Origin of the sequence: Aquimarina sp. MMG016, from assembly GCF_018100805.1 — a bacterium.
Lineage (GTDB): Bacteria > Bacteroidota > Bacteroidia > Flavobacteriales > Flavobacteriaceae > Aquimarina.
Window position 1 is genome coordinate 129890 of sequence record NZ_JAGJEA010000004.1, and the last position, 26313, is coordinate 156202.

General features: G+C 33.1%; 29 protein-coding genes. 8 read left to right on the forward strand and 21 right to left on the reverse strand.

Annotation, left to right across the window (positions count from 1 at the left end; all coding sequences use genetic code 11):
* Nucleotides 1-61 precede the first annotated feature (61 nt).
* Both J8M14_RS09635 and J8M14_RS09640 read right to left on the reverse strand, forming a co-directional pair.
* Nucleotides 62-670, reverse strand: a complete 609-nt coding sequence (locus tag J8M14_RS09635) for a hypothetical protein (RefSeq protein ID WP_211074402.1) — start codon at nucleotides 668-670, stop codon at nucleotides 62-64.
* Nucleotides 667-1038 (reverse strand): PadR family transcriptional regulator, encoded by a 372-nt coding sequence (locus J8M14_RS09640; RefSeq protein ID WP_247672609.1) that lies wholly within the window; start codon nucleotides 1036-1038, stop codon nucleotides 667-669. The genes J8M14_RS09635 and J8M14_RS09640 overlap by 4 nt, the downstream gene beginning before the upstream one ends.
* Nucleotides 1039-1113: 75 nt before the next feature.
* On the opposite strand from J8M14_RS09640, the gene J8M14_RS09645 reads away from it, so the two are divergent.
* Nucleotides 1114-1692 (forward strand): DUF4377 domain-containing protein, encoded by a 579-nt coding sequence (locus J8M14_RS09645; protein ID WP_211074403.1) that lies wholly within the window; start codon nucleotides 1114-1116, stop codon nucleotides 1690-1692.
* 18 nt (nucleotides 1693-1710) lie between these two features.
* Here J8M14_RS09645 and J8M14_RS09650 read toward each other — a convergent pair whose 3' ends face one another.
* The 4 genes from J8M14_RS09650 to J8M14_RS09665 form a co-directional block, all read right to left on the reverse strand.
* Complete coding sequence (locus J8M14_RS09650; protein ID WP_211074404.1) at nucleotides 1711-2406, reverse strand: peptidoglycan DD-metalloendopeptidase family protein; 696 nt, start codon at nucleotides 2404-2406, stop codon at nucleotides 1711-1713.
* Entirely contained in the window at nucleotides 2406-3734 is a 1329-nt protein-coding gene (locus J8M14_RS09655; protein WP_211074405.1) for an NAD(P)-binding domain-containing protein, read from the reverse strand. The genes J8M14_RS09650 and J8M14_RS09655 overlap by 1 nt, the downstream gene beginning before the upstream one ends.
* 82 nt (nucleotides 3735-3816) lie before the next feature.
* On the reverse strand, nucleotides 3817-4212 hold the full coding sequence (locus J8M14_RS09660; RefSeq protein WP_211074406.1) for a hypothetical protein: 396 nt from the start codon (nucleotides 4210-4212) through the stop codon (nucleotides 3817-3819).
* Entirely contained in the window at nucleotides 4196-4783 is a 588-nt protein-coding gene (locus J8M14_RS09665) for an RNA polymerase sigma factor (protein WP_211074407.1), read from the reverse strand. Before J8M14_RS09665 ends, J8M14_RS09660 begins: the two co-directional genes overlap by 17 nt.
* A 156-nt stretch (nucleotides 4784-4939) precedes the next feature.
* On the opposite strand from J8M14_RS09665, the gene J8M14_RS09670 reads away from it, so the two are divergent.
* Nucleotides 4940-5317: a DUF6249 domain-containing protein gene (locus J8M14_RS09670; RefSeq protein WP_211074408.1), complete on the forward strand. Its 378-nt coding sequence runs from the start codon at nucleotides 4940-4942 to the stop codon at nucleotides 5315-5317.
* A 61-nt stretch (nucleotides 5318-5378) separates the two neighbouring features.
* Here the strand turns inward: J8M14_RS09670 and J8M14_RS09675 are convergent, their stop codons facing one another.
* From J8M14_RS09675 to J8M14_RS09690, 4 genes are all read right to left on the reverse strand, one after another.
* Nucleotides 5379-6005 (reverse strand): hypothetical protein, encoded by a 627-nt coding sequence (locus tag J8M14_RS09675; RefSeq protein WP_211074409.1) that lies wholly within the window; start codon nucleotides 6003-6005, stop codon nucleotides 5379-5381.
* Between the two features lie 428 nt (nucleotides 6006-6433).
* Nucleotides 6434-7837, reverse strand: coding sequence for a hypothetical protein (locus J8M14_RS09680; RefSeq protein ID WP_211074410.1), 1404 nt, complete (start codon nucleotides 7835-7837; stop codon nucleotides 6434-6436).
* Nucleotides 7821-8429: a hypothetical protein gene (locus tag J8M14_RS09685; protein WP_211074411.1), complete on the reverse strand. Its 609-nt coding sequence runs from the start codon at nucleotides 8427-8429 to the stop codon at nucleotides 7821-7823. Before J8M14_RS09685 ends, J8M14_RS09680 begins: the two co-directional genes overlap by 17 nt.
* Nucleotides 8413-8904, reverse strand: a complete 492-nt coding sequence (locus J8M14_RS09690; RefSeq protein WP_211074412.1) for a sigma-70 family RNA polymerase sigma factor — start codon at nucleotides 8902-8904, stop codon at nucleotides 8413-8415. The genes J8M14_RS09685 and J8M14_RS09690 overlap by 17 nt, the downstream gene beginning before the upstream one ends.
* A gap of 305 nt (nucleotides 8905-9209) precedes the next feature.
* On the opposite strand from J8M14_RS09690, the gene J8M14_RS09695 reads away from it, so the two are divergent.
* Nucleotides 9210-9431, forward strand: a complete 222-nt coding sequence (locus J8M14_RS09695; RefSeq protein ID WP_211074413.1) for a hypothetical protein — start codon at nucleotides 9210-9212, stop codon at nucleotides 9429-9431.
* Nucleotides 9432-9446: 15 nt separating this feature from the next.
* Here J8M14_RS09695 and J8M14_RS09700 read toward each other — a convergent pair whose 3' ends face one another.
* Nucleotides 9447-11045 (reverse strand): NAD(P)/FAD-dependent oxidoreductase, encoded by a 1599-nt coding sequence (locus tag J8M14_RS09700; RefSeq protein ID WP_211074414.1) that lies wholly within the window; start codon nucleotides 11043-11045, stop codon nucleotides 9447-9449.
* A 90-nt stretch (nucleotides 11046-11135) separates the two neighbouring features.
* On the opposite strand from J8M14_RS09700, the gene J8M14_RS09705 reads away from it, so the two are divergent.
* The gene (locus J8M14_RS09705; RefSeq protein WP_211074415.1) at nucleotides 11136-11690 is read left to right on the forward strand and encodes a DUF2911 domain-containing protein; all 555 of its coding nucleotides are present in this window, start codon (nucleotides 11136-11138) and stop codon (nucleotides 11688-11690) included.
* A gap of 58 nt (nucleotides 11691-11748) precedes the next feature.
* Entirely contained in the window at nucleotides 11749-12825 is a 1077-nt protein-coding gene (meaB, locus tag J8M14_RS09710) for a methylmalonyl Co-A mutase-associated GTPase MeaB (protein ID WP_211074416.1), read from the forward strand.
* A gap of 62 nt (nucleotides 12826-12887) precedes the next feature.
* On the opposite strand, the gene J8M14_RS09715 is transcribed toward meaB, so the two are convergent.
* Both J8M14_RS09715 and J8M14_RS09720 read right to left on the reverse strand, forming a co-directional pair.
* Nucleotides 12888-13322 carry a VOC family protein gene (locus J8M14_RS09715; protein ID WP_211074417.1) on the reverse strand — a complete coding sequence of 145 codons (435 nt, stop codon included), beginning with the start codon at nucleotides 13320-13322 and terminating at the stop codon, nucleotides 12888-12890.
* A gap of 129 nt (nucleotides 13323-13451) precedes the next feature.
* Nucleotides 13452-13736 carry a hypothetical protein gene (locus J8M14_RS09720; RefSeq protein ID WP_211074418.1) on the reverse strand — a complete coding sequence of 95 codons (285 nt, stop codon included), beginning with the start codon at nucleotides 13734-13736 and terminating at the stop codon, nucleotides 13452-13454.
* A 459-nt stretch (nucleotides 13737-14195) separates the two neighbouring features.
* Here J8M14_RS09720 and J8M14_RS09725 point away from each other — a divergent pair, with 459 nt between their 5' ends.
* A complete protein-coding gene (locus J8M14_RS09725; protein WP_211074419.1) occupies nucleotides 14196-16439 on the forward strand; it encodes a transglycosylase domain-containing protein in 2244 nt (747 codons plus the stop codon).
* Here J8M14_RS09725 and J8M14_RS09730 read toward each other — a convergent pair whose 3' ends face one another.
* From J8M14_RS09730 to J8M14_RS09755, 6 genes are all read right to left on the reverse strand, one after another.
* Entirely contained in the window at nucleotides 16440-19682 is a 3243-nt protein-coding gene (locus J8M14_RS09730; RefSeq protein WP_211074420.1) for a VIT domain-containing protein, read from the reverse strand. It lies immediately after the preceding gene.
* 110 nt (nucleotides 19683-19792) lie between these two features.
* The gene (locus tag J8M14_RS09735) at nucleotides 19793-20209 is read right to left on the reverse strand and encodes a hypothetical protein (protein WP_211074421.1); all 417 of its coding nucleotides are present in this window, start codon (nucleotides 20207-20209) and stop codon (nucleotides 19793-19795) included.
* Nucleotides 20210-20318: 109 nt separating this feature from the next.
* Nucleotides 20319-20882, reverse strand: a complete 564-nt coding sequence (locus tag J8M14_RS09740; RefSeq protein ID WP_211074422.1) for a phosphatase PAP2 family protein — start codon at nucleotides 20880-20882, stop codon at nucleotides 20319-20321.
* A 3-nt stretch (nucleotides 20883-20885) separates the two neighbouring features.
* Nucleotides 20886-21116: a hypothetical protein gene (locus tag J8M14_RS09745; protein ID WP_211074423.1), complete on the reverse strand. Its 231-nt coding sequence runs from the start codon at nucleotides 21114-21116 to the stop codon at nucleotides 20886-20888.
* A gap of 67 nt (nucleotides 21117-21183) precedes the next feature.
* Nucleotides 21184-22275: an OmpA family protein gene (locus J8M14_RS09750; RefSeq protein ID WP_211074424.1), complete on the reverse strand. Its 1092-nt coding sequence runs from the start codon at nucleotides 22273-22275 to the stop codon at nucleotides 21184-21186.
* A gap of 141 nt (nucleotides 22276-22416) precedes the next feature.
* Nucleotides 22417-23796 (reverse strand): MATE family efflux transporter, encoded by a 1380-nt coding sequence (locus tag J8M14_RS09755; RefSeq protein WP_211074425.1) that lies wholly within the window; start codon nucleotides 23794-23796, stop codon nucleotides 22417-22419.
* A gap of 96 nt (nucleotides 23797-23892) precedes the next feature.
* Between J8M14_RS09755 and J8M14_RS09760 the strand changes: the two genes are divergently transcribed.
* Both J8M14_RS09760 and J8M14_RS09765 read left to right on the forward strand, forming a co-directional pair.
* Complete coding sequence (locus tag J8M14_RS09760) at nucleotides 23893-24258, forward strand: hypothetical protein (protein WP_211074426.1); 366 nt, start codon at nucleotides 23893-23895, stop codon at nucleotides 24256-24258.
* 109 nt (nucleotides 24259-24367) lie between these two features.
* The gene (locus tag J8M14_RS09765) at nucleotides 24368-24811 is read left to right on the forward strand and encodes a hypothetical protein (RefSeq protein WP_211074427.1); all 444 of its coding nucleotides are present in this window, start codon (nucleotides 24368-24370) and stop codon (nucleotides 24809-24811) included.
* An 8-nt stretch (nucleotides 24812-24819) separates the two neighbouring features.
* On the opposite strand, the gene J8M14_RS09770 is transcribed toward J8M14_RS09765, so the two are convergent.
* The gene (locus J8M14_RS09770; RefSeq protein ID WP_211074428.1) at nucleotides 24820-25515 is read right to left on the reverse strand and encodes a cyclase family protein; all 696 of its coding nucleotides are present in this window, start codon (nucleotides 25513-25515) and stop codon (nucleotides 24820-24822) included.
* Nucleotides 25516-25538: 23 nt separating this feature from the next.
* Nucleotides 25539-26297, reverse strand: coding sequence for a peptidase E (locus tag J8M14_RS09775; RefSeq protein ID WP_211074429.1), 759 nt, complete (start codon nucleotides 26295-26297; stop codon nucleotides 25539-25541).
* Nucleotides 26298-26313: the final 16 nt, after the last annotated feature.

The following is a 26313-nucleotide window of genomic DNA, read 5'->3' on the forward strand; positions in this document are numbered from 1 at the left end:
AATACAAAAACTAAAAACTCGAAGTCTGTAGCTTCGAGTTTTTTTATTCGTAATTATTACGCTAAGCAATAGATCTCTTATACATTGTGAAGAATAAAAACGGCAAATAACCAACTGCAAAAATAACCGCCCCTGCCAACAGCAATATTTCTGCTCCCCAAAAGTGCATAACTTTAAACAATACAGATAAGCCCAATAGAATTCCAGCCGTAAAGCCTAAAATTATTTTTAACCGCTCTGAAAGCGCTTTCCCTATAGCAACCTTGTATTTATCTATTGTTAATAATGGTACATAAACCAGCAGAAGTAATAAGAAGCCTATGGTAAGAAGCTTATTGGCATATGGATAATACAGCAACTTAAAAGTTACACCAACAGTTAAAACCACTGATCCAATAAAACCGATTAAATACATAAGTTTTTTCATCATAATTATTCGTTTTGAGTTTAATAAAAAAATCGTTTTGCGTTCCATATCTATCAAACCATTAGGAGCGAGTTCCAACAGAGCATCCTGCAATGATTTTTCAAATGATTTGCCTCTTCTTAATTCATTTTCTATAACACAACATAGATGATCCAATATATCATCTCTTAGCGATTGTAATTGTAAACCTTGTGAGTCCACAAAATCACAAATTTTATCTTCTTGTTCTTTTGTTAGCTTCATATCGCATCCAATTGAGGAAAAATAACTTTATTCAGTGTAGCCATAAAATCCTTTAGCTCTTCTATATAATCCACCTTCTCCTTTTCTCCTTTTGATGTTAACAAATAATACTTCCTGACTCTTTTACCTATATACTCCTCCTCGCAAGATAGTAAGCCGTCTTTCTTCATTTTTTGTAAAGCCGGATATAATGATCCATCTTTCAGTAAAATTTTACCGTCAGAGCGTTCTTTTACCTGCTGAAAAATCTCATAACCATACATTCTACCTTTTTCTGAAAGTAAATTCAGAATAATCACAGAAAGCGTTCCTTTTAATAATTCTTTAGAATACATAGGGTAAATATACATAAAAAAACAATACATCATAATTCTATGTATTTATTTTTTTTAAAACTATAAGCAACCTTTTTACGTTTTCTAATCTTATAAAAAACCATAATGATGAAAAATACGTTTCTCCTGTTAACTACGCTTCTTTTTTTAATTTCTTGCAGCAATGATGAGGAAATTATAGAAATTACCACTTTAAAAGTAAATCATTATAAAACTACTACCAACGGGTTCTTTTTTGGCGGATTAGGAACTGTATTATTAGTTGAGGAAAGAAATCAAATTGGTCAGAATAATTTTCAACCTAATTTTGATGGAATCGTTGGTTTTGAATACGAACTAGGTTTTATATACGATTTAAAAGTAAGCAAAACCCTATTGGAAAACCCACCACAAGATGCCTCAAATACAAGAATTGACCTATTAGAAGTGATCTCTAAAACGCCCGTTTCATCCGATACTGAGTTTAAAGTTAGATTAACACTAAATCAAACTGATGAAACTTTTGACAATTGGGTATTTGTAAATCAAGACAACAATTACTCGATAATCAATTCTTCGATCCACATTGATTGCGGAAACTTATGCAACGAATTATCCGAAAAAGTCACTAATAAAGAGCAAATAACAGGTGTGTTTACTCACGGGGAAAGTGATGTATATATTTTAAAAGAAATCTTAAACGAATAAGTTTACTTCTAAAAGGTTTTAAGTTGCGATTTTCAATAGTAAATTGGGATTCGGACAATTATCTAAGTAATATATGAGTCTTTTTTTATTAGCCACCCCAGGATAATCACCTGTGTTACCCTGCATATCTTTGATAATCTGAAAATGTAAATGGGGAGCATAATCTCCATTTACTTCTGCGCTCCCTAAAGCCGCGATAACCTGACCTTTTACAACCTTCTGACCTACTTTAATACTAGAAAGCGACGCTGTACTTAAGTGCCCGTATAATGTATAAAAAGTAATATCCTGAATTGTATGTTCCAAAATAATTGTTGGACCATAATCTCCGTAATTCGTATTATTTTTAAAGCTATGTACTATACCATCCAAAGGGGCTAATATTTCTGTCCCTGCCTCACACCAAATATCTAATCCTAAATGAATATTACGTTCGGTTTCGGGGTTTTGTTGATTAAAGTGTGTGCTTCTGCGATAAATCTCTCTAGTTTCATTATAACCTCCATAGGCTACCTTTGCTCTACTTTTTACTAAATAACTCTCTATATAGCCCTCAAATGCTTCTGAAGAAGAAACATCTATCTTATCTAACTCCTTATTATTTTCAGATAAATCAATAGCTATATAATCTTCTTTAGAAAACTCTGAAGAAACTACAGGAACAAACTCTGATGATAAATTTTCTAAAAAATTTGGAAACTGAATTGTATTCATTAAGCGCTTTGTGAAATGGATTTTGGTTCTTTAGATTTCCAATGCTTCGGCAATTGTTTCAATAGTGCTTTTCTAAACGCATGATAATCTACAGTAATCGTATGTCTTGGTGTATCAATTTGTTTATAATGAGGATGTGTAACTTCTCTTTGGCACAAATTTTTAATATTAGAAGGCATTTTCCACTGATCAGTCAAATAGTTAGCTAGAATTTTACTTTGTAACTCTGATCCCGGCCAAATACAGCCTAGCGGCTGGAACATCCCTACAAAAAATAGATCGTGATATTCTGGATGAAACATTTTTAGATACAAAGGAACAGGACCATCACTATAATTCACAAAAGATTCATCAAAAAAGGTATGTTTCAAAACATAACCTGTACAAGCAATAATTACATCTACATCCTCCGTGGTGCCATCCTTAAAATGCACGGTATTTCCCTTTAAGCTCTCGATATCTACCTTAGGATGCACTTTACCATGTCTAATTTTATACAATAATTCGTCATTTATAGTAGGATGCGTCTGCCCGAATTTGGTTTTTACCTCTTGTAGACCATATAATTTATTCTTTCCCAGCAAGATACTCAATAACCGATCATTAAACCAGCTTCTAATCTTAATCGGTAACCAGGATGAACGAGCTCCAACTATATCAGATGGTAATCCAAAAAAGAATTTAGGAATAATGCGATACCCCCTTCTCCAACTAATACTAGTTTTTTTACTTACCCTACTAGTTTCTACAGCAACATCACAAGCAGAATTACCGCCGCCAATTACCAGAATACGTTTATCCGCAAATGGAGCTGCTTTTTTATAATGATGAGAATGCATGAACTGACCTGCAAATTCTCCAGGGTATTCAGGCATTCTGGGAACAGAATGATGCCCATTACAAACTACTAAATCTGTAAAGGTTTCTATTCTTTCTTTACCTTCCTGAACAATGGTGATCTTCCATTCGTTTGCTTTAACCCGATCACAGTGTTTCACCGAAGTTCCAAATTCTATATAAGGATAAAGATCAAATTGTTTTGCATACGCTTGAAAATACCTTCTTAACTCATCGTGAGAAGGGTAATCAGCTACAGTTTTATCAAAATCATCAAAAGTATAATCTTCATATTGTGATAGAGTCTTAGAACTAATAATATGAGTAGTTTCAAAAACACTAGAATGACTTTCATCCTCAGAGTAGATCCAATTTCCTCCAACCTCATTATTACGATCATAGCAAACTACCTCAAGATCTTTATCTTTTAAATTCTTGAGTGCTGTAATACCACTAGGACCAGCTCCTATGATACAGATTCGCTTTTGCATACCTCATTATTAATTTGGTATGTAAAATAGAGAATGTATTGGATTTTTAAAAATATTTTTGTTTAATAAAATTTTATAACCACTATAAAGAGAATGTTTTATCTATTCTTCGTTTCAGCATGGTCACTTGTACAAAGAACAATAGTATTAAAAATATTATCCCGTAGCTTGTTGTCTTATCAAGTGTAAGTCCGGAAAGAGGGCTTTTAAAGCCTTCAAAAGCAATTGGTGTAAGGTTTATTTTATCAAACATAGATTCTCCTTCTCCTGACATAAAAAGCAAAAGACTTAGACAGCTAAACACAATTGATGCAATAACGATCCAAGCTTTTTTGGAAATCAGAGGTTTATAAACTATTGATTCTTCAATAGTAGAAGTTTCTACTTGATTCATCACATTGTTTAAAAAATCCGAAGAAGGATGTTCCAATCCTGCCTCTTTTACTAATTTTTCTATGTCATTATATCGCTCTTCCATTTTCTGCACTTATTTCTGGCAAAATGTAATATTTTAATATCGAATATAGTTTTTTTCTGCTTCGATACAACTTAATTTTCACATTATCTGCTGTTAAACCTATGATCTCAACTATTTCTTTTACGCTTTTTTCTTCAAAATAATATAAAGTAATTATGGCTGCTTCATCTTCTGGAAGCTTCATTATACTATCTGATATGATTTGTTTTCTTTCTTTATTCTGCAAATACCCCAAAGCATCATTAACCAACTCCATTTCCCCCTCACTAATATCCTCAATAATTTCTGATGCCATCATACGTTTTGCAGCTTTTATGGCATCCAGGCTTTTGCGATAAGCAATAGTATACAACCAGGTAGAAAATTTAGCATCTCCTCTGTATTTACTCAAAGATTGATATGCTTTTACAAAAGTATCTTGCGCCACTTCTTCTGCCTGTTCCTTATTCTTAACCATACGCAAAACCACAGTATGCACTAAACTCTGATAGCGCTCCACTAATTCTGAAAAAGCATTTACCTCTCCGGCAAGTACTTTATCTATATAATATTGATCTGATTGATGGTTCATTTACAGGTAGGACGACACCAATTTAACTATGGTTACATTTTATATGCTAAAAAGTACAAAAAATATTTTTTCTTACTTTTTTGTAACCAGATCGAATTATCTACTGTCATAGAAGAAAAACGAATAGTTAAGTTTAACCTTTTAAAAATTAAAATTATGCACGCAGCAGAAGTACTAATACCTTTAATTATTTTCGGAAGCATCTTTGGAATCTTCTATTTATTCGTAACTGCCAGGAATAAAGAACGTCTGGCTCTTATAGATAAAGGAGCGGATGCTTCTATATTTTATAGTAGTAAAACAAAACGAGTAACACCTGTCTGGAAAGTGTTTATCCTAAATCTATCCTTATTACTAATGGGGATTGGCGTTGGAATTTTTATTGCCGGAATTCTTAATATATCTATGGGAGTAGAAGATGAAATTGCATATCCAGGAACTATATTCTTAATGGCAGGAGTAGGTTTATTTATTGGTTTTAATATGACCAAGAACCTAGATAAAGAGAATCAATTGGATAAAAAAAGTCAATAACATCAAGAACTAAAAAACCCATCGAAGTTCGATGGGTTTTTAAAATATTTTTATTCAGTTCTTACATATCTGCAACCTGACCGTTATCCACAAATTTTTCTACTACTACTGCATCTCCTTCATTATTTTCAATAAAATATACTCCAGCTGGTAATTGACTTAAGTCTACAAAACCTTGAGTTTTAGTTAAGATATGAACTGTGTTTTTTACTTCGAATAGTTTAATTTGATCACCTTCTTTAAAATCAACGATCGTTATAAGGTCACCTTCTCTTTCTATAGCTAAAAGATTATCATCAGAATTACTGTAAAAACTTTCTAATTCTTCTTCTAAAGCCACATCTTCAACCTCAACCATTTTACTATCACGCTCAACTACATAAGAATCATCCAATGCTTTCTCTAATAATAATTCTTCATCTGTTCTTTCTATAACAACAGACTTACCTTTACTATTTTCTAATAAATATTTACCTGCAGGTAACATACTAAGATCAATCTGATCACTGGTTTTAGACAAAATATGTTCTCCAGACTCAAATTCAAAAAGCTTTAATTTATCTCCTTCTTGAAAATCAACAACACTAACAACTAAACCTTCTCTTTCAATTCTTAATGCATCATCATCGATATTTGCATTAACATTGATAAAGAATAGTAAGCTAAAAATAGTTGCTAAAGTTCTCATTTCTTTTAATTTATCTTTTGTAGTTAAGAGTAAACTTATTACGGTTTTACCACACAATAATAATATTAAATTATCGTTGCTTAAAGTAAATTCCTGATTTTTAGATCAAATGAGGTTGATTTTCGACCAATGACACAAAAAATGTTAATTTCACCCTTTATAAGTATTAAAATATTGATTTTCAATGTTTTATATTTTTAAAAATCCTAAAACATAGATTAAATACATAATATCTTAGACAAAAGAATCAATAATCTGATATTAGCCTACAAAAAATCTCTAAAAACCTTTAACAATAACATAAGGGACATCTGTAAAATTTATATCAAATTTAACATTACAGGTTAGTTATATTAACCATAAAAAGCTCTATAATCTAAATGAAGACTATAGAGCTTTTTTACAATTAACACTTTGCTATAAAAAATCTATTGCAATATTATCTCACTATATTTAGCATTGATTGTTATTGCCTTATCCGTATTACGAGTATCCTGAAAACCATTGATAAATACATTTCCAAAATTTCTTCTCGCATTAGTTTTTAAAGTCTTAGGTAATGAAATCAGACTTTGAGCACCACTATAAGTAAAATTAAATGCTGCTTTTGGTAACTTGAGTTTGAAATCACTATTCACTACAGCCAGATCCAAAGTCGAAAAGGATTCTCCAAGATTAGCAATAGTAATAGCGCCAAAACTTCCGGTTATCGCTCCATTTTCGTCCAACTGCTGTATAAAAATATTACTGGAGTCAGAATTAACCTGAAGGTTTTTTGCATTTTCTATCCTACAATTCTTTACATAATTAATTACCAATCGGCCATTATTCCATTGACGGACGAGTATAGGAGAATACGATGCTTTAATAAAAGTCTGATCGCCATCAATAATATTAGCCTCTAATTTAGTATGCGAAAGAGATGCTCTGACATTATTAGATCGCTCCGCCAATCGCACATCTCCGTGACGAATATTAAGTCTAAGCTTAGCATCTTTAGGCACTTTGACTTTTATTCTTTTCGTCATATTGCTAGTCCCTTTTTTGTTAGTAGAAGAGTTATATCTATAAACTGTGACATTACCTCTTTGCTGTTGACTCTCAAAATCCCTAATAAACTGAGCCGCCCAAGCTTGCATTTCTCTCCCGAATTGTTGTCCCCAGGCGTCCATATCATTACCTACCCGGTTACCCCAAGCTTCAACCTTAATTTCCATTTGAGGAACTATTTTTTCTACATTCTTCTCGAATTGCTTTCCCCAATCTTCCATTGCAACCTTAAAATCATCTCCATATTTTTCTTGCATCTGGTTTTCCCATTGCTGAATATACTCTTCTTCATTCTCCTGATACTTATTGTAATCAAAGTTGATACTAGCTAAGTTTTGAGAAAGAGCACTGGGCATAGGGTTATTGGCTACATTCTCCATAAGTGGTCCTAACAAATCTTTAATCATAGGTGCCAACATCTTTAACTCCTGTCCCCTCTCTCCCATTCTTACACTAGACGCGGTTATATTTCCTCCCCAAGGATTGCCTGCTACAGAATTAATAGTAACTTCTCTACTATTACCTAATACATCTACTTGCCAGCTATCGAGAATACGCTTTCCATTCTCTTCGGTTAGGTTGTCTCCTTCTAAATAGGCTTGGACTTCTACGGTATTTTTATTCCAGGTTTCAAAAACAATATCAGTATGAGTAGTATTAAGGTTTACAGTAACATCTTTATTTACTGAAAATTTTTCGCTTAACTTGCTCTGTTTATCCTGTGCAAACACACTTGCACAACATAATATGCCAAGGGCGACAACATTAAGCTTGTATTTCATTGTAATTTTCATTTTCAATTTTTTCTAATTCTTTTAGTTTCTCTTGCAATCTTGTCAAAAGAGTAAGCCTCATTGTCAAATTCTCTTTCATTGCTTCTATACTTTGCATATTTGGACCTACTTTTAAAAACTCTTCATTAAGTCTTTGATATTCTTTATCCAAATTTTCTAATCGTTTCATAAAACTCTCTACCAGTTCTCTATTTGTATCATCAATTTTAATCTGAGATAAATAAAACTTAACTGTGGTAAATACCGTATTTTCTACTTGTTCATAATCTGGATATATCTCAGCCACAGATGAAGACTGCTTAGTTAAAACTACCGTAGAATTTTTTACCGGGCTTTCTGTTGAATTTACTACTTCTGTTGTTCCCTTATCATTTCCGAATTGATTAAAAGCCATAAAAGAGACTGATAAAATCACAACTACACTAGCAGCAATCCTAATCCAGGAATAATCAAAACCTCTTTTTTGTTTAGGAAGTTCTTTCTCTAATCGATCCATAAAACGTTGCTGATGCCCTTCTCTAATACGCTCAGAAGGAATCTGCTTATCCTGCTTTAACAGTTCTCTAATATCCTGTGCCATCTCTTAAATGTTTTAATTGATCTTGTAATTGTTTTTTTCCTCTATGCACTAATGTTCTGGAGGAAACCGGGGTGATATCTAATATTTCGCTGATCTCATTATGATCATAACCTTCAATTAAAAATAGCATAACTGCATACTTATATTTTTCAGGCAATGTCTCAATTGCCTTTTTTACTTCGTCGACTGTAACGGAATCAGAAACGGACCAATCGTTATGTTCTTCTACAGTACTCATCACCTGCTCATTTATAGCAACCATATTCATTTTTTTTGCTTTAAGCATATCTATACTCTTATTTATTACGATACGCTTTAACCATGCACCAAAAGTCACATCACCAGTAAATTGATGAAGCCTTGTAAAAGCTTTTATAAAAGATTCCTGCATAGCTTCTTCTGCCTCAAAAGGATCTTTAAGGAAACGTAACGCTACATAATACATACCATCACAGTACTTATTATAAAGCTTCATTTGTGCTCTACGATCGTTAGCCCTACATTGTTCTATTAGCTCGCTTTGTAACAAACTTCTTTAACTTATTTGGTTAGTGATTACTTCTCTATGACAATTAAAACCGGTTTCAATTGCTATTCTCTCTATATAGACGAAATTCTATCTATAAATGTTGCAAAATTAGAAATAAAAATACTTTTAATTACACAATTAACTGAATATCAAATTATTAATAAAAAATTAACTATTCAAAAAGTAAGCTTCAGCCTAAAATAAGTACTACATAGCAGATCAACTTTTTGTTAACCAAAAACCTATTAAAAATGTATAAAACAATTAAAAATGACAACCTTGTCAAAAATGAAGAAATTGAAGGAGTCTACCGTTTAATCGAAAAGAATATGGATTGCACCAAAAAAGTAATCAAACATATTGATGTATTAATTGAAAATCGCCTCTACCCGGAATCAGCATTTAAGTCTTTGACTTCGCTAAGAAACGTATGTGCTATAAATGTAATGAACCTTCTTAAAGCCGCAGGTTAGTGAAATGTAAAGTAATTAATATTTGGACATAATTTCTTTAAACTGTTTACTCATGTTCCACTTAACAATAGTAGAAGCCGTAAGTATTCCACTTGCCATAGCCCCACCGACACCGACCAAGGTGATATCTTGTCCGGTAAGATATAAACCCTTGATATGGGTTCGTGGACGCAATACTCTTGTTTTAAAACGTTGAGGAGCATGAGTCACACCATAGATCTCTCCTTTTTGATAATTACTAAATTTCTTTGTAGAGACCGGCGAAGATACCTCAGCATGGATAATATGCTCTTTTAATTGGGGATACAACTCAAATAGAAGAGCTAATCCTTTATTTTTAAAATCTTCCTTAATCTCATCATATTCATCACCTCTATTTAACCAAGGTTGATCTTCGAATTTATTAAAATCCTTATACCAGGCTCTTCCAATGAGCTGGATGGTAGCAGTATCAGGATGCTCAGTTGGCCATAAACTATCTTTGGCAGACGGAAAAGAAATATATGCAAATGATAGTTTCTTATCTGACAAATTCTCTTTATCGTTCAGAATTTTATCTGTATCCTTATCAGCATACCACCAAATATTATATTTTGGTAATCCTAAATCTGCATCGCTTTTATTTAGCCCAACATATAAGCATAAATGACAGGTAGAAGATTCTATCTTACCAAAATTCTTATGTTTTTTTTGTAAAACATCAGCATCAAGCAAATGATTGAAAGTATTGTATGCGCCTGCATTACTGATAACATTTTCACAATCAAATAACTGACCATTAATTGTCAATCCTTTTATAGTTTTTCCTAAGGTGATGATTTTCTCAACTTTAGCATTGATATAAACCGATACACCTAATGTTTCTAAATGTTCTATGATTGTTTCATGGATACGATTAGCTCCACCTCTGGGATAATTACCCCCATCAATGAAATGATTAATCACAATACAATGTGCTGCAAAACTACTTTCTTTAGGAGATAACCCATAATTACCACATTGTGCACATAATGCTGCTATAAGCTCTTGATTATCCGTGATACTACTCAATACCTCATATGTTGTTTTATGAGATATCGATCTATGAATTCTCCTGAATAAAGGTCCTAAAAGTACACTTAATGGAAACGGAAATGCTTTCTGCACAAAATACAAAAGGCTTTTTTTTGTTGATTTCTGTAATAACTCTATATAAGAATCAATAGCAGATTTATCATTAGGAAAATATTCATAAAACTTTTTCCTGAAATTCTCTACCCCACTTACAAATTCAAATTTTCTATCCCCTATATGCGCCACATCATAAGGATCTCCCATGGGATCCCATTCTAACTTATTATTTGACAAATAATTAAAGATACTCTTCAGTTTAGACTCTTCATGCATATTACCTACATAATGCACACCAACATCCCAGACTAATCCTTTACGACGCTTAAAGGTATGCGTGAATCCTCCTGGAGTATAATGTTGCTCTAAAATAACAACTTTCTTTCCTGCCTTTGCTAAAAAAACTGCTGTTGTTAATCCTCCAATTCCGGAGCCTATAATCACATACGTATCTTTATCAAAAGTAATATCTGAAGTAAATTTCTTAAAGGATTTTTCAACCATGAATTTGTAGTAATGGCTCAAAAGTACATAAATATGTGTTTAATTAACATTCAAATAAATTATCTTTAGAAATAATTAAAAAATACTTGTATGACACGATTTTTAAAAAGAACTATACTCGTAGCATTAGGAATTATTATTATTGGATTTATCGGATTGATGGTTATGAAACAAATAACCAAGCAACACAGCCCAGAAGAAACGATCACTCATACGGCAAAAGATGCAACTTTTACTGTATTCTATAATCGACCATATAAAAAGAAAAGAGAGATTTTTGGCGACCTAGTCCCCTACGGAGAAGTATGGAGAACAGGAGCTAATGAAGCGACTACCTTTACCACAGATAAAAACATATTCATAGATGGAAGTGAATTAAGGGCAGGTACTTACACTTTATGGACCATTCCCAGTTCAGACTCCTGGAAGGTCATTTTTAATGCAGAAGAATATGATTGGGGCGTTAATTTTGATGGAACTATTGCTCGCGAACCAGAATATGATGTATTAACCGTAGAGGTCCCGGTACAACCTTTATTGAATGTTGTGGAGCAATTCTCTATTTATTTCGAAAACGCTAATGACTTCACCATTATGTACCTATCCTGGGATAGAACTGCAGTTGCGGTTCCTATCAAAGTATAAGAGGAATATGGGCTACTGTGTTTCAAAAAATGATTATACCTTTGTATAAAGCTTTTTTGTGTCTAAAGATCATTCTGAACATAGCAATATCCAGTCTCCTAAAGTACCTTCCAGTACTAATGACCAAGCTATTGGTCGGTTTAAAAAACTACAACAGAAAAATATATCTGTAGATACTATATTTAAGTCAATTCTTACCAAAGATGCTACTGCGTTAAGTAAAGGCATTACATTAATAGAAAGCACCCAAAAGAATCATTGGTCAAAAGCACAGCAACTTATTGAAAAATGTCTTCCTTATGCTAACAATTCTGTAAGGATTGGAATCACTGGAGTACCTGGAGTTGGAAAAAGCACATTTATTGAAGCTTTAGGAAATATACTAATACAGAAAGGTAAAAAAGTGGCTGTTCTTGCAGTAGATCCTAGCAGTACTATCTCTAGAGGAAGTATCCTTGGTGATAAAACCCGTATGGAATCTTTAGTTCGATCAAAAGAGGCTTTTATTCGTCCTTCTCCATCCGGAAGTTCATTGGGTGGAGTAGCACAGAAAACCCGGGAGTCTATTATTTTATGCGAAGCTGCCGGTTATGATGTAATCATCATAGAAACTGTGGGTGTTGGTCAAAGCGAAACCGCAGTACATAGTATGGTAGATTTCTTTTTACTACTAAAACTTGCCGGAGCTGGTGATGAATTACAAGGTATCAAACGAGGTATTATCGAAATGGCGGATGCTATAGTTATCAATAAAGCAGATGGTGATAATGAGAAACGAGCTCGAGAAGCCAAAAATCAATTCAGAAAAGCTTTACACCTATATCCACTCGCAGAAAGTAGTTGGTCTCCAGAAGTATTAACCTGTAGTGCTCTAAAAAATATAGGGATCGAGGACATCTGGGAATTGATCCTGAAATATCTTGACATTACTTCAAAAAATGGATTTTTTGATAAAAATCGTATGGAGCAAAATAAGTTTTGGTTATTACAAACTATCGAGGAGCAATTAAAAAGTTCTTTTTATAATAACCCAAAAATCAAAGAAGCTCTTGCAACACAAATTAAAGCCATACAACAACATAAGATTACTCCTTTTGCTGCGGCAAGGTATCTATTGGAGTTAAGCAAAGACTGATTTAGTATAATAAAATACTTGGTTCTGATTAATTAGTGGTTATTTTAATTAGTTCTTACCAATTATATTTCCTTCTCTTCATAAATAATAATTTGCAAACCATCGGGATCTCTTAAATATAAATAACGAGAACCCCAGGGACGATCAACCGGACCTATGGTTTCCCATTTTCCTTCCAGGTGATTTACCCAACGCATTATATCCGTTGTTTTTAACTGCAGATCTATTTTATCATTAGCTACTTCCTTACTGAAAGATGAATTATAGTAGTAATGACCTTCTTTTATTTCAGATATTTCTATAAAAGCATTATTATCTTTATGACCAAATCTAAAAACACACCCTCTATTCTCACTACTATATTCCTCAACTATTTTCAGGTTTAAGATTTGGTGATAGAAATCTCTTGAAGCATTATAATCTTTAGTTCTAACGACTGTTTTTAAACTTAATCCACCTAAATTTACTAAGGATTTTTCTTCATTTTCAGAGTTCATATTTTTTGAAATATAGATCAATATTCATAGATATAATTACTCTAAAAATAAGCACAAATAATTGTATAGAAAAAACCTTAATGTCTAATATTATATGCCAATATCTTTGAATTTATGGTGCACTCCTAGTTACTTGTCACCTATCTCACCCACCTGATCTTTGCTCACACCTTCAGGAACATCAACAGCAGGATTATCATAGTCATAACTTTGCATAGTGTCAGCAAGACGTTTACTGATCTTAACCAAATAACAGGTATCTGATGTTTTTACCTCTACAGCTTCGATGGCTTCGTTATGCTGGTTTCTGAAAGAAACAATATCTCTATCATTATATCCATCAGGAAACTTATTCACTAAAAGGTTTAAAATGTTTTTATTCAGTTTTTTGTAGTCAACAATTACTCTTCTCATGGGTTTGCAGATTTAGTTAGTTGTATATTTCTAAAACATCCCAGATAAAAGATATACTTCTGGGTTCCACTCTCTATTACAAACCTTAGGGTAATTTATTTTAATTTACCCTAGGTGATTTTCTATCGGGTTCAGTATCATTCCACTTATGGTAATATGCTATTACAAGTCTAATTAAAAAAAATGAAATTTTTCATAAATCAACTTTAAATTTATATATTTTTTCGATTTTTTTGACAAGTAAAAAAATCTAATACTTTTCTACTACGCTATACTTATTCTCTAAACTTTTTTTGGACATTTACAATTCCTTTTTTTAGTACAAAATACATTTTATGGATTTAGATTTTAACCAAAAAAGTTTAGTGTATATTGTATTAGGAATTCCAGAAGAAGTCATAAGGCCACAACTATTTAATAATTTTACATTTTAGGCGTTATCTATATCAATATCGTGATATGATTAAGAATATTTTACGAAAGAAATGGATGAAGTTTTCTCTTATTGCTTCAGGAGGAATCTTTCTGCTATTCCTTATGTTTTATGTTAGTATCTATCTTGGTTTTTGGGGAGAGCTACCTACCAAAGATGAACTAAGTTCTTTAAAACAAGCTGAAGCTACGCAAGTACTGGATAAAGATGGTCACTTAATTGGCAAGTATTATATTTATGATCGTCAACCAATTACTTATGATGATTTACCTCAACATCTAGTTGATGCGCTAGTCGCTACAGAAGATATCCGATTCTATGAACACGACGGGGTAGACAATACCAGTTTACTGCGAGTTTTTTTCAAAACCATTCTGATGGGTAACAAATCTTCAGGAGGAGGAAGTACAATTACTTTGCAATTGGCTAAAAATCTCTTCGGAAGAAAGAAGTACAAAATATTTAGTACTGTGGTTAATAAAGTAAAGGAATCCTTTATAGCCAAAAGAATGGAAGACATTTATTCTAAAAAGGAAATCCTGACTATGTATTTCAACACAGTTCCTTTTCCTGATAATACATACGGAATTGAGAGTGCAGCTCAAAAATTCTTTAATAAACACACAAGTCAACTTAATTTATCAGAAGCTACTACTTTAGTTGGTTCATTAAAAGCTAATCATAGCTATAACCCTCGGCTTTTTCCGGAAAGAAGTCAACTGCGTAGAGATGTGGTGTTACAGCAGATGGTAAAATATAAATATCTAAGTTCTAAACGTGCGGATCAAACGATGGGTCAACCTATTGTTTTGGATTATCAATATTTTAATCACGACCTGGGTTTAGCTCCTTATTTTAGGGAACAAGTAAAAAAAGAACTTTCTCATATTCTGGAAAAGCACAAAAAACCGGATAGCACGGTATACGACATATACAATGATGGATTAATTATTCATACTACTTTGGATTACAAAATGCAATCGCTGGCAGAAGAAGCAATGAAAGAACATATGCAGGTTTTGCAAAAAGCATATGAAGCATCTTATGGTAGTACTCCCCCCTGGAAAAGTAATACTCAACTTATTCAAAACGCGATCAAAGAACTTAACATCTATAAAAACTATAAGGAGCAAGGTCTTACTGAAGATCAAATCCAAGATTCTCTTTCTAAAAAGAAGGATATAGAACTTTTTGAATGGGAAGAAAATATTACCAAAAAAATGACTACTCTGGATAGCTTGAAACACTATCTAAAATTTCTAAATACCGGGATGATTGCTATAGAACCCTCAACCGGAGCAGTACAAGCATATATAGGTGGAATTGATTATCGATATTTTAAATATGATCATGTTTCGCAAAGCGAAAGACAAGTCGGTTCTACTTTTAAACCATTTGTATATACTACAGCTATCGAAAATGGCATGAAGCCTTGTACTTATTTTTCTACCAAAGAAATTACCTATACCAACCTAGATGATTGGACACCAAAAAACTCATCCTCTGAAGAAGATCCATATCTTAATTTCACCTTAGAAAAAGCATTGAGCACTTCAGTCAATACTATTGCTGTCAAAGTATTAAACAAAGTTGGAATTCCGGCAGTAACAGAACAAGTTCGAAAACTAGGAATCACCTCAGAACTGTCTGAAAAGCCTGCAATGGCACTTGGAACAGATGGTATCAAATTAAAAGAATTGGCTGGAGCATACGCTAGTTATGTGAATGAAGGAAAACCTATACAACCCTATTATATTACCAAAATTGAGGATAAAAAAGGGAATCTGATTGCTTCTTTTGAACCTAAGGTGTCCGACAGTATCACCTTTAGTAATTATACCAGGCAAGTACTATTGGAAATGATGAAATCCACTGTCAATGAAGGAACCGCTACTCGACTTAGAACCACATATAACTTAAAAAATGATATTGCCGGTAAAACGGGAACTACACAGGATAACAAAGACGGTTGGTTTGTGGGACTCACCCCAAACCTGGTGACAGTAACCTGGGTGGGTAATGATAATTACAATATAGGGTTTAAAACAACAGCTATGGGCCAAGGAGCAAATACAGCATTACCAATTTTTGCTAAACTGTACCAGAAAATGAATCAGGACAGTAGTTTTGATAAATATACTAAAAGTACATTCACAGCACCTTCTGAAGAGATATTAAAAGACCTCGACTGTAAACCTGAAAAACGAGACAATCTGCTTAAACGTATTTTTAGCAAAAAGAAGAAAAAGAAGAAGTTTAGAAAAGAGTAGCTAAAACTCCACTTTTGCCACTATCTCTTCATCATCTTGTTTAGTTAATCTGATGACTTTGGTTTCCTTGGTTTCTTTCTTTGTACCATATTTTTTAAAAATAGTTACCTTCATAAACGTTGGATTCTCCAACTTTTGATAGCGATCCCCATAATATTTCACTTTAATATAATACGCGCCTTTTATGGCATCTTTTAATGTGAATTCTTCCGGACCAAACCCTTGAGTCATATCCTGAGACATTTTACCCCCAATACTTGTCTTATTATGACTATAATAACACTCTTCTAAGTTAGGATCAATAATATGTAAATCTATATCAGTATCATTATGATTCCAATCCGTAGTAATTCTAATATCAAAATCCACTGGTTCCAAAAGTTCTTTATCAATTTTACTAAGATCTAAATCATTTTTGTGCTCCTTAATAAGGGTTCTCACTTCATGTTTAGCAATATCTGCTATCCCTTTAAAAACCCGTCTTTCAGTATTCTTATAAATTTCACCTGAGACAATACTATATAATAAATCTAAAGCTTCCTGGCACTTACCTGTGTTTTTATAAGCCAAAGCCAAATCTCTGTATGATTGCGAATCTTCTGATCTTAAATCCAGCACTCGCTCAAAGATAAATTCCGCTAATTCATATTGCTGATTCACCTGCAATTGATAACCGTATACTTTTAACAATTCGTAATTATCAAAATCTGTTTCGGGTATATTCGATAAAATTCTGGATGAATATATATTCTCATTATATGTATCCCGAAAATGATTAGATACATCCACAAAATAGGCAGGAGTTTCTAAATAATTATTGCGTTGCATTAGATACATTTGATAAGCCTCTTGTAAAGTCTTTGCCTTTCGTAATTCAATGATATATTTCGTATTAACCATCCTATCTTTTACAGTAAGATCTCCAGAATATTTTCTGAACGATGGAGTTGGTGGGGTATATGGGGAAACAGATACTATGGGAGTAGAAAATGTTCCTGAATCATCAACATTAAAAACAATAGGCAAGGTATATTGTACATCTACAGCCATATTTCTTTGTCTACCCGGTGTCATAACAGGTAATAATCTTAAAACCCTTATTGCTTCCTCTTCTAGTTGAGGCTGAGAAGCTCTAGCCTTTATATCGCTTACTTCTCCTTTTCTATTTACGGTAAATCTTGCATATATTCTTTGAACACCAGAAGGCAAACCCAGTTCGCCCCCAAGCTGAGTATTAAAGCTTCTACTTACTATGCTTCGTACATTCTGGGAAAAACAGTTTTTTCTTTCTTCATTTGATGTATAAGGTTCACATCCCGGAAACACAGGCACTTGTTCAATAACAGCAAAGGGAACGGACGAAACATCCTCATAACCAGCATCTACATCTTCTACGGCTTCTACTTCTATGATTTCCTCTTCTAATTCAGGTTCCTCTGACCTTAACAGTCCTGGTTCAACAGGTCTTCTTATTGCTTCACGCTTTGCTGCTACTCTCCTTTCATCAGCAATGATTTCAAAGTTTTGATTTATAGGCGTTTCTCTGCTTTCTGTAGGTTCCTCAGAAGATGCAGTTCTCTGTATCAAACCTTCTTTTACATTATTTTCTGTAGCCAGAATTCTATTATATTCTTCTAACAATTCTGCTGGTGGGGTGATCTTATATCTTATGTAATCCCTGATTTCTTCCAAAACTATTAATGAAGTATAATCCGTAACCAAGCTATATGCTTTTCCTAAAACAGTAATTTTATCTTTATTCTTCTTGGTATCTTTCTCCAGATAATCTAATTTTTTCTGCCCCCATATTCTTCTGATATCAACATCAGAACCAGGGTTGTCATCAAGATCGACAGTAACACTTTGCGTAACTTCATTACTATATCCAAAATTTAACTGTATACGTTGCCCTTTTACAAAGTTCTTACCCGTTATAGAAAAATCATACGATACGGCAGTAGGTGTAAAAGGATAGATCTCCGTACCTTTTGTAGAAGATTCATACCCCAGGAATTTAAATGCTTCAAATTTTATATCCTTGAACGCTTCCTTTATGGACTTTGTTGTGAGATTGACGTATGTACCATTTATATTTTCAGCGCTATTCTTTAATGCCGAATGGTTAGCTTTGACAACACTATTTACTGCAAATATCGGAATACTTGAATCCAGTTCAAATATGCTCAAACTGGGGATTCCATCAGAAAACAATAATCCCATTTCTGATTGTTCTTTACTTTTAAACAATGTTTTATATGAAGTTCCTCCGTCATAAACCGTTTGTTGTATTGCCACTTTCAAATCCTTCCAGTTACCATTTTTAATTTTAAATATAGTATCAGACTGCTTTATATCACTAAACGTCACTAATCGAACTGCTACATTCTGAAAGTATAAGAAACAAGTATCCAAAAACTCAATTTCTTTTTTTAGATCTCGTTTTTTCATAGAAAGTGAAGCATCCCAATATAATGTGATTTTACTAGGTTTCTTCCTCAACCTTTTTTCTGGTACAACATTCTTATATATATAAAAATATTCACCCGAAACCATAAGTTTCTTACTATCTATTTCCAAAGGTATTTTGACTAAAATATTCTCATTGGGCACATAACCTTTCTTAGAAACTTTTGTAGTGTAATTTTTCTTCCAATCAGAAAACTCCAATCCTGATATATTACCTTTTTCTATGACAGGCTTAATTTTCTGATCAAAAACCGATATCTCCAAGGTAAAATTTTCTAGTTTGTTTTTAAACTGTAAAGGCAAATTGTAATAATGTGCATCATTATCAAAAACCAACTCTTGTTCATAAGCTAACACAACTCTTTTATGTCCTCTTGAAGGAATAGGATAAATCCTTGCCTTGTAGTTGTTACCTGTTCCTTTTTCTAATAAAGCTGGATCCACTCTTCTTCTTACCACAGCTTCAAATGCTATTCTACCCAACTCTTTTTCTACTACCACTGCCTCTCTAAGTTTTCCATTAACATCTAGTGCAAACCTGGAAACATTTTGCCCTTCTCCTAACGGAAATGATAGCTCTCCCTCTAAAACAGTATTCGTTGGGTTATAAAAAAGCATGTCATAGGTAGTAGTTGCTATATTACCTATTACCTCTACTTTAATATCTAAAGAAGATAACCCTAATGGTTTATCATCTACCTGAAGTACTGGTATATCTTGTGAAAAAGCTGCACAAAAGAAAAATACGGTTACAATGAAAGAATATAATTTTCTCATAAATCATAGTTTTGAAGTTAGATGGAAGGGATAGTGTGTTATATTATGATCAAGTTTTATGCCATTAATTTTGTTGTTGTCATTAGGGGTAGGTGTTTCCAATGCTATTTCTATACTGTGAGATAACCATAAACAAGTGTTGAGCAAATTATCATTAAAATCCAGAAAAAACTTCCATATAGTTTAGCTTTTTGAGCTTCCCTTTCTTTTGTTTCAAAACCATACTTTCTGTAACGTTCTAATTCGGATTTAGAAAAATGATCATCCCTCCATCTTGGTTTAGGAATAAAAGATGATAAAAAGAAAAAAGACATCCATTCACTTGTAGTCAAAGAAGCTTGTTTGCGTCTATCCTGGAATTCCTTATGTTTTATATATTCAGACTCGAGTTTAGTTTGTTGCTTTGGGGTTAAATTTCGTGATTCTAGTTCTGATTTTGCTTTTTTGATGTCGCCTTTATTAATGCCATTTTTTATGAGATCAATCAACTCAACATTGGAATATCTGTATATTTTTTTATCAGTCACGAGTATTCAATTTACTAGATGTAATAGTATAGAAGTATGAGTCCCATAAAACAACAAAAATTATAAAATATCAGAAAATGAGTAATGTATAGCTCTTTATGAACTCACTCTAACCGTACTTTTTAACCAAAAGAGTATGCAGCTTATAAGCACCGAATCCTAAAAGAATACCAAAAGCCATACCGGTGATCACATCTCCTGGATAATGAACCCCCAAATAAATTCTACTATACCCCACTACAATTGCCCATACCACCATGAAGGGAAAGATATATTTAAGATGCTTCTGCAATGCCAATCCTGTAAAAAAGGCTAAAGCCATCGAACTTGCTGCATGAGCCGAGAAATACCCGTATCTGCCGCAATGTCCCGCGACAAATCTTGTAAACTCTTCTACTCCTTCTGCTCTGCATGGTCTGGGGCGTTTAAAAAGTACATATTTAAACAAATTAGCAAGTTGATCTGAGGCTGTAATCAAAAGGGCAACAATAACAAGTGTGATAACAGTACCTCTAACACCAAAATGTTTATAGAAAAAATATAATAACACAAGATACAAAGGAATCTGATAAAACTTGTTGGTCATAAATAACCAAAATCCATCCCAAGTTGTTGTACCAAGGTTATTGAGATATATAAACAGGTCTTTATCTAATTGAATGAGTTCTTCCATTATTTATTCTTTATCGTATCGTTCGATTTCACGATCATAGAAATCATTAGCAGCTTTAAAAAGGTTTTCGGCTTCGCTTTCCAGCTCTTTTTGATCATGCTGATCAAACTCCTCCAGCCATTCCACCTCGTCATTGGCAAGATTAATAATAAATCTAGGAAACTCTGTATGGACTACAAAAATAGCTTCGGGATAATCAGTATTATCTCCTAATAAGAATTTTGGAAAACTCATATCAAATACTTGTGGTTACTTTTGTTCAAAGGTAACAAGTTTTTTAGCTAAACCTTATAAAAATTGATTATTCAATATTTATAGAGATTCTATTATTAGTAGTAACATCTATGTCAGAACCATCAATGTTGGCAGGTTGCGTATCTCCGGCGAAAACGGTTTCTATTAAAGATTCGTCAACTCCTTTTTCCACCATATATGCTTTAACATTACTTGCCCTCACAGCAGACATAATCTCATTTTCAAAAGACGAACCTGCATCATCTGCATGACCAGTAATAGTTATTTTATTTACCTTAAATACATTTACATATTGAATATATGAATCCAAGGCTTTTTTGATGTCATCATAAGCTTCGCTTTCTCCTTCGAGAAACTCAATATCAGAGAAATCCAAAGCCATACCGCAAATAGTTCTAGGGTTCAAACCTTTAGGGTCTTGCATTTCCATAAGTAATACATCATCGATATAGTAATATGCTTCACTGAATCCTCCCGATCCTTTTCTAGATTTGCCTTTAGGAGCATCTGAAAAATACCCTAAAGAAACATACTTCTCTGTTCCCTTAGCTTTATAAACACCACAAACCTTTGTCCAAACCTGAGTGTCACATACGACTTCTGAAGATTCGATACTTAACCTCAATTTTGATGTAGGTGTTATTTTAGGTTTAATTGCAGTAAAATATGATCCTATTGATGATGTACAAGACTTGGAAACTCCTTCTCCAAGAGAAACATACATCTGAAAATAATAATACTTACCGGCAGATAATTTGCTTTTTAGTTTAGTAATAATACCTTCTTTATGTTGGCCTCCTGCAATATAAAGTCCTACTTTTCCCTCTCCTGTTCTGGGTTCCTGTGATCCAAATTGTTTAAGAAAATTTGGGGATCTATGCATAAACTTTACATCATCCACAGCAGGATGATGTACATCCGGTGAATTTACCAATGCCTTCCAATCCGACATCACACCAAAATTCCTCATTGCATGATTTAACCTTTTTACCGCAGCATTAGTTTTTTCAAAACTTGGATTAGGAACGAGGTTTTGGTTAGTAGTATGTGTTAAATTCTGAGCTAAACCTTTATAACTAAAAGCAATAACGCATATCGCAATAATAAGGGAATAAGATTTGGATTTAGGGCTTTTCATTTCTTTTTTATTGTGTTAGTGTTAAGACGAAATATAGTTAATTATTTCATAATATACCAAAAACGATACCACTCTTAAAAAAGTATATTGAACAGCAGAAATTAATACCTCAAAAATTTATACAACTATTATTTCAAAATGCTACATAGAACTCTTCTTTAGAATCAAGTCTTTTGTTAAGTAATTAAATCGAATATATAATAATATTGCTGAAGCTGTTAAGCCAGCCAGAAGCCCTATCCAGATTCCGGAACTTTTATACTCAGTATATAATCCCAGATAATAACTTATAGGAAAACCTATTACCCAATATGCAATAAATGTAATTACTGTCGGGATTTTTACGTCTTGCATTCCTCTTAACGCTCCTAGTACTGTAACCTGAATTCCATCAGAAATCTGAAATAATGCAGCAATAACCAATAATTTAGCAGCAATACTTATTACTTCTGTATTATCCGCTAGATTCTTAACATCTTTTACATCCAGGTAAATTTCAGGAAGCATTTCATTAAACAGGATAAAGAATATTGCAAAAATAGTTTCTATCAAAAATGTGAGTAAAAAAATAGATATTGCTATTCTTCTTAATTCTTTGAATTGCTGAAGTCCTTTTTGATTGCCAACTCTTACCATAGCTGCTACACTTAAGCCCATTGCTACCATAAAAGTCATTGAGGCTAAATTTAAAGCAATTTGATTCGCAGCCTGAGGATTTTTACCTAAAATACCCGATAACCAGATAGCTGCCGTGAAAATAGCTACTTCAAAAAACATTTGTAATGATGAAGGAAAGCCTAAAGCCAAAATTTTCTTCAGCATTCTGTTTTCTAAAGTGAAGAATTTTATATTAGTAACAAATGCCTTTGATTTTTCCTTATTTCGAAGGAAAATCCATAAAAATATCACCATAATAAATCTTGAAGCTAACGTCCCAACTGCTGCTCCAACGATTCCTAATTGCGGAAAACCAAATTTTCCAAAAATCAAAAGATAATTAAGGACTACATTAACTACATTGGCAACCAAAGTAGCATACATTGGATACCTGGTCATAGACAACCCATCAGAAAACTGTTTAAATGCCTGAAAAACTATTAAAGGAATCAGTGAAAAAGCTACCAAATCTAGATAAGGAATCGCCAATTCTACCACTTCAATGGGTTGTTTCATTAAATACATTAATGGTTTCGCTGCGAGAATCCCAAGAAATAACACAACCCCCAAAGTAGTACATAAAAATAATCCATGTTTGAATGCCGATTTACCACTCTTAAAATTATTCTCCCCGTCTGCTTCAGCAACTAATGGTGTAATTGCTGTAGAGAACCCAATACCAAGAGACATAGCTATAAACATAAAACTATTACCCAGGGATACCGCAGCAAGTTCTGCAGTACCCAACTGCCCTACCATAATATTGTCGATCAATCCTACAAAAGTATGCCCGAGCATACCTAGCATAACGGGTGCTGCAAGTTTTAAATTATACCTAAATTCTTTTGTGTACTGATGAAGCATCTTACCTTTTTGAAGACGCAAAGGTATTAGAACCTTTATAAACTAAAATATTCTTATCGTATATTTAACGTTGTTATTGTTATTCAAACAAAATTGATGTCAGCAGCCATTACCTCAGAAAAAGAAATAAAAAAACGTAATAAAACAAGAATTTATCTAATTATCGCTAGCTCTATCTTTGGATTGTTAATACTTCCTTCATTATTAATGATTATGTTTTCTGCCATGATGTTTGATAGTCCAGGTTCTGAAAATAGTGTTCCTAATATAACCCTTGTATCTAGTATCATAACTTACCCTATAATAACTTGTATTGGTATAGTATTATGTTGGATTTTATTTGTAAGAAAAAAATATCTAACGGCTATTATTTTTGCAAGTATACCAATCCTAAATATCCTGGTTGGCATCATGGCAGTTGTATATTTATTTGTGTTTTGTGATGGCAATTTTAGTTGCTAAACCTTTAGCATAAAACATTCTTAAAAGAAGGATAAAATTGTTTAAAAAAAAAGCAGTCTCACAAAATTTTCGTAACTTATTGATGTCCATCCTTAAAACCTCATCAATAATGAAAACACTTGTTTTAACTTTATTAGGAATATTTTCTCTTCTTTCAATAACAGAAGAAAATAACCCATTAGTCGAACCCTATAACCTAGAAGGTGTTTGGGAGCTACAGCATCAATTTCTTTATGATCATAACGAGGTATCTGATACTGTTCTAAATCAAAATGGTTATCGTCAGATTAAAATGTATAGTAAAGGCAAGGTAATGTGGACTCGTTTTGATCCGGCGGATAATAATGAATGGTTTGGCTATGGTACTTATGAAGTAAAAGATGGAATGCTGCAAGAGCGTCTGGAGTATGCATCAGGACCTATGATGAAAATTGTAGATACTACTAAAGTTTTTGTTTTTGAATTGGTAATGGGGGAAAAATCATATCAACAAATAGAATTGAATAAAGATGGTACGTATTCCCGTTCTGAAAACTATAATAAGGTTGAATAGGTATTGGTTTAGTTTTCAAAAACCGCAACTGCTCTCACCGGTGAACCTGTTCCTCCTCGGATTTTAAGAGGTAACCCAATAAAACGAAAACGTCCCCGCCCTATTAATTTATGTAGGTTGATCATATTTTCATAATGTGTAAAACCAAGTTCACCGCAAATACGATGTACTTCTTTATTAGAAACTCCTGGGATACCAGGAGACATGGTTTCAACCCCAAAACCCGAGATTTCTTTGTTACCTAACCATCTCGCAGCATCCGCAGTAATTCCCGGACCATTGGGCCAATCTTTAGTCCCATAGGTTCTTCGGTAATGATCCGTATAGATTAATACAGTATCCTCTTTTTTGATCTCAAGATTTGCTTTGGTACAAGCTTCTTCTATTTCTGAAACATGTATTAATTCTCTACAGCCCTTATGTGAAAAATCTAAACAGATTCCTTCTGTATAAAACATAGATAGCGGCATTATATCTATGGTCTGAGATTTATACTCACGTGCCATATGGCTAATGGAATCCACATGAGTACCTGTATGCTCTCCCAATTCCAGTTTGTACACACTGGGGGTTACAGTATCACTATCTGCAATACCATCCCATTCTTCATGAGAAGCATACACACTCATCTTCACTTCAGGAAGTCCTTTATAAACAGGCATCCCTGAATATATTTCTTGACTTAGGTCAATGATCTCTGTCATAAGAAAAGTCTAATTAGGAGAATTTACTCTATAATTTCAGCTTCTATCTTTTCTTCAATAATTTTTCCATCTTTTTTAAATACCCAATATGAATTATTCTCTTTATCGATGGACAAAGCTTTATTTACCTTTCCATTTACAAAAAGAATTCCAGATTTATCATCACAGGCATAACCATCACTAAGTACATCTTTTAGAATATTATCGTGATATAAAGGTCTTCTAGATTCTTCAGAGTTGTAGTGTGGACAATGACTATAATTAATAAGATTTAATCCTCTAACAATACTTAACTCTTTTGGCCTGGAGTCAGTAGTACCGCCATTAAACCAACATAAAGATCCTGCACTTCCTCCTGCTAACACAATTCCCTTATCATAAGCATTCTTAAGTGCCGCATCTATTTTTTGAGCCTTCCAAATGGCTAGCATATTCAAAGTATTTCCTCCTCCTACAATAATAGCATCCATGCTTGCTAATATTTCTTCGAAAGACTTTTTCTGACTATAAGAGTTTATCCAAACCTTCAATACATGTGGCTCAACTTCTAAATCAGAACATAATCGATACCAGTAATTCATATAGCGTTCACTATCACCTGTTGCAGTAGGCAAAAAACATATTTTAGGCTTTTTCTTACCGGTCAATTTTGCGGTGTATTTTATAAACTGTTTATTAACCTGCCCTCCATACACAAAAAGTTTTTTATCAGATGGTTTTACATCTTGGCTAACTGCAGTATGAAAAAAGAATAGTAATATAATCGATAAAAAGGTTCTCATGAATTCTATTTTGGAT

Bases quoted from the DNA above. Each gene is read 5' to 3' on its own strand.
- J8M14_RS09635 (WP_211074402.1), bottom strand. From the start codon at position 670: ATGAAGCTAACAAAAGAACAAGAAGATAAAATTTGTGATTTTGTGGAC.
- J8M14_RS09640 (WP_247672609.1), bottom strand. From the start codon at position 1,038: ATGATGTATTGTTTTTTTATGTATATTTACCCTATGTATTCTAAAGAA.
- J8M14_RS09645 (WP_211074403.1), top strand. From the start codon at position 1,114: ATGAAAAATACGTTTCTCCTGTTAACTACGCTTCTTTTTTTAATTTCT.
- J8M14_RS09650 (WP_211074404.1), bottom strand. From the start codon at position 2,406: ATGAATACAATTCAGTTTCCAAATTTTTTAGAAAATTTATCATCAGAG.
- J8M14_RS09655 (WP_211074405.1), bottom strand. From the start codon at position 3,734: ATGCAAAAGCGAATCTGTATCATAGGAGCTGGTCCTAGTGGTATTACA.
- J8M14_RS09660 (WP_211074406.1), bottom strand. From the start codon at position 4,212: ATGGAAGAGCGATATAATGACATAGAAAAATTAGTAAAAGAGGCAGGA.
- J8M14_RS09665 (WP_211074407.1), bottom strand. From the start codon at position 4,783: ATGAACCATCAATCAGATCAATATTATATAGATAAAGTACTTGCCGGA.
- J8M14_RS09670 (WP_211074408.1), top strand. From the start codon at position 4,940: ATGCACGCAGCAGAAGTACTAATACCTTTAATTATTTTCGGAAGCATC.
- J8M14_RS09675 (WP_211074409.1), bottom strand. From the start codon at position 6,005: ATGAGAACTTTAGCAACTATTTTTAGCTTACTATTCTTTATCAATGTT.
- J8M14_RS09680 (WP_211074410.1), bottom strand. From the start codon at position 7,837: ATGAAATACAAGCTTAATGTTGTCGCCCTTGGCATATTATGTTGTGCA.
- J8M14_RS09685 (WP_211074411.1), bottom strand. From the start codon at position 8,429: ATGGCACAGGATATTAGAGAACTGTTAAAGCAGGATAAGCAGATTCCT.
- J8M14_RS09690 (WP_211074412.1), bottom strand. From the start codon at position 8,904: ATGAAGCTTTATAATAAGTACTGTGATGGTATGTATTATGTAGCGTTA.
- J8M14_RS09695 (WP_211074413.1), top strand. From the start codon at position 9,210: ATGTATAAAACAATTAAAAATGACAACCTTGTCAAAAATGAAGAAATT.
- J8M14_RS09700 (WP_211074414.1), bottom strand. From the start codon at position 11,045: ATGGTTGAAAAATCCTTTAAGAAATTTACTTCAGATATTACTTTTGAT.
- J8M14_RS09705 (WP_211074415.1), top strand. From the start codon at position 11,136: ATGACACGATTTTTAAAAAGAACTATACTCGTAGCATTAGGAATTATT.
- J8M14_RS09715 (WP_211074417.1), bottom strand. From the start codon at position 13,322: ATGAACTCTGAAAATGAAGAAAAATCCTTAGTAAATTTAGGTGGATTA.
- J8M14_RS09720 (WP_211074418.1), bottom strand. From the start codon at position 13,736: ATGAGAAGAGTAATTGTTGACTACAAAAAACTGAATAAAAACATTTTA.
- J8M14_RS09725 (WP_211074419.1), top strand. From the start codon at position 14,196: ATGATTAAGAATATTTTACGAAAGAAATGGATGAAGTTTTCTCTTATT.
- J8M14_RS09730 (WP_211074420.1), bottom strand. From the start codon at position 19,682: ATGAGAAAATTATATTCTTTCATTGTAACCGTATTTTTCTTTTGTGCA.
- J8M14_RS09740 (WP_211074422.1), bottom strand. From the start codon at position 20,882: ATGGAAGAACTCATTCAATTAGATAAAGACCTGTTTATATATCTCAAT.
- J8M14_RS09745 (WP_211074423.1), bottom strand. From the start codon at position 21,116: ATGAGTTTTCCAAAATTCTTATTAGGAGATAATACTGATTATCCCGAA.
- J8M14_RS09750 (WP_211074424.1), bottom strand. From the start codon at position 22,275: ATGAAAAGCCCTAAATCCAAATCTTATTCCCTTATTATTGCGATATGC.
- J8M14_RS09755 (WP_211074425.1), bottom strand. From the start codon at position 23,796: ATGCTTCATCAGTACACAAAAGAATTTAGGTATAATTTAAAACTTGCA.
- J8M14_RS09760 (WP_211074426.1), top strand. From the start codon at position 23,893: ATGTCAGCAGCCATTACCTCAGAAAAAGAAATAAAAAAACGTAATAAA.
- J8M14_RS09765 (WP_211074427.1), top strand. From the start codon at position 24,368: ATGAAAACACTTGTTTTAACTTTATTAGGAATATTTTCTCTTCTTTCA.
- J8M14_RS09770 (WP_211074428.1), bottom strand. From the start codon at position 25,515: ATGACAGAGATCATTGACCTAAGTCAAGAAATATATTCAGGGATGCCT.
- J8M14_RS09775 (WP_211074429.1), bottom strand. From the start codon at position 26,297: ATGAGAACCTTTTTATCGATTATATTACTATTCTTTTTTCATACTGCA.